Genomic DNA, 2482 nt, shown 5'->3' with positions numbered 1-2482 from the left:
CTGGCTTTGTATGCTCAGGCAAAGCTGTTTTGTCCGCCCTATACCTACGCAGGTGTCCGAAACGGTGCGACAATTAATCCTGTTCGTAAACGTGACTTTCCCCTGCCTGGTCTGCGTCAAGGCTTAGGTTCGGGGCATCCGCGCGCCCGGACATAGCGATGCCAGCGTACCGTGCTGCGCATTTCTGGACCTCCACCGTCCTATACAACTGAGGTAAGAAGCAAGATGGCCAAGGCCGCCGATGTCGTTGTGCAATGCCTGGAAAACGAAGGTGTCGAGTATGTATTCGGCATTCCCGGCGAGGAGAACCTCGACCTGCTGGAATCCCTGCGCAAATCGAAGATCAAGCTGGTACTGACCCGCCACGAGCAGTCTGCAGGCTTCATGGCTGCGACTTATGGCCGTCTGACCGGCAAGACCGGCGTCAGCCTGTCGACCCTCGGCCCAGGCGCGACCAACCTGGTGACCGCCAGTGCATACGCCTACCTTGGCGGCATGCCGATGATGATGATCACCGGCCAGAAGCCGATCAAGAAGTCCAAACAGGGGCGCTTCCAGATCATCGACGTGTGCGGCATGATGGACCCCATCACCAAGTACACCCATCAGTTCGCCTCGGCCGACAACATTCCGTCGCGTATGCGTGAGGCCTTCCGTCTCGCCGAAGAAGAGAAACCGGGCGCGGTACACCTGGAGCTGCCGGAAGACATCGCTGCCGAGCAGACCGATGCCATGCCGATTCCGCCAAGCCTGCACCGTCGCCCGCTGGCCGAACACGTGGCCATCGATGCTGCCATCGAGAAAATGCGCAATGCGCGCAGCCCTATCTTGGTGATCGGCGCCGGCGCCAACCGCAAGATGACTGCCAAGGTCCTCAAGCAGTTGATAGACCAGACGGGTATCCCGTTTGTCACCACTCAGCTTGGCAAAGGTGTGGTGGATGAGCGCAACCCGCGCTTCCTGGGTAACGCTGCACTGTCCTCCGGTGACTTCGTGCACCGGGCCGTCGAAGCTGCAGACCTGATCGTCAACATCGGCCACGACGTGATCGAGAAGCCGCCGTTCTTCATGGTTCGTGGCGGCACCGAGGTCATTCACATCAACTTCCGCTCTGCTGAAGTCGATGCCGTGTACTTCCCCCAAGTCGAAGTGATCGGCGACATCGCCAACGCCGTGTGGCAGATCGGCGAAGGCCTGGGCGACACCTCGCATTGGGACTTCACCCGCCTGATGGCCATCCGCGAAGCGAACGAAGCGCAGATCGCCGAAGGCAAGGACGACGACCGCTTCCCGGTCTATCCGCAGCGTCTGGTAGCCGACGTGCGTCGTGCCCTGCCATCCGAAGGTATCGTCGCCCTCGACAACGGTATCTACAAGATCTGGTTCGCCCGTAACTACAAGGCGCACAAGCCCAATACCGTACTGCTGGACAATGCCCTGGCGACCATGGGCGCCGGCTTGCCATCGGCCATGGCAGCGCACCTGGTATACCCGGACCGCCCGGTGATCTCGGTATGCGGCGATGGCGGCTTCATGATGAACAGCCAGGAGCTGGAAACTGCGGTACGCCTGGGCATGCACATCACTGTGGTCATTCTGCGTGACGATGGCTATGGGATGATCCGCTGGAAGCAAGCCAACATGGGCTTCACCGATTTCGGCCTGGACTACGGCAACCCGGACTTCGTCAAATACGCCGAAGCCTACGGTGCCAATGGCCACCGTGTGGAAAGCGCCGAAGGCTTGCTGCCGCTGCTCGAGCACTGCATCAAGACCCCGGGCGTGCACGTGATCGACTGCCCGGTCGACTACAGCGAGAACGACCGCATCCTCAACAGCGAACTGCGTGAGCGTGCGCTGGCGGTATAAGGCTTAAGGACCCCTCGCCAGCAAGCTGGCTTCCACAGGGAGCGTGCTGTTCTCAAGGACGGCGCTGAACCTGTGGAGGCTAGCGTGCTGGTGATGAGGCCTGCAGCGGCACCTCAGTTGCCTTAAGCCCAGGTGATCGCATGTGGACCGGGCAGGTGGGTCATAGATAAGCACCACAGTTCCCTCTCTACAACGCCCCATTCTCAGGTTTCCCCAACCCTTGGCGAACTTGATAATGACGATTGGATCGACTCACAACCACCCCGCACAGCTGGCCATTAAGCTCTCATCTCCCGCCCAGCCATGGGCTGCGCGCTATCCCAACCCACCCGACCTCTGTTTTGATTACCGTCGTTTGGTCTCTCAAGAAGGTGGTATCGCCCGCGCCACTGAACCGGATCATCGAATATGTATTGTCGGCACCGGTGTCACTGGCTTGACCGCTGCACGGGAATTGTTGCGCTGCGGTTTTACCCGTATCACCTTGATTGAGCAATCGCAGCGCGTAGGTGGGCGTCATCTCACCGTAGTGAATACGCTTGGAAATCCTAAGGAGCCTACTACCCCGTTCGAAATGGGTGCTATGCGCATGCCATTCTTCAATAGAACAGGA

Annotated in this window: 2 protein-coding genes; both read left to right on the top strand. The window is 59.5% G+C overall.

The window, feature by feature from the left end:
- Positions 1-225: 225 nt before the first annotated feature.
- On the top strand, positions 226-1869 hold the full coding sequence (locus APH34_RS28280) for an acetolactate synthase large subunit (RefSeq protein WP_054903782.1): 1644 nt from the start codon (positions 226-228) through the stop codon (positions 1867-1869).
- Between the two features lie 235 nt (positions 1870-2104).
- Positions 2105-2482 (top strand): FAD-dependent oxidoreductase (locus APH34_RS29165; protein ID WP_156358137.1); only part of this gene is annotated, 378 nt, incomplete at its 3' end.

The sequence above is a fragment of the Pseudomonas sp. NBRC 111131 genome (genome assembly GCF_001320525.1).
GTDB lineage: Bacteria > Pseudomonadota > Gammaproteobacteria > Pseudomonadales > Pseudomonadaceae > Aquipseudomonas > Aquipseudomonas ceruminis.
Note: the sequence above shows the minus strand (reverse complement) of the source record. Positions and strands in the feature narration are given on the sequence as shown.

Bases quoted from the DNA above. Each gene is read 5' to 3' on its own strand.
- APH34_RS28280 (WP_054903782.1), top strand. From the start codon at position 226: ATGGCCAAGGCCGCCGATGTCGTTGTGCAATGCCTGGAAAACGAAGGT.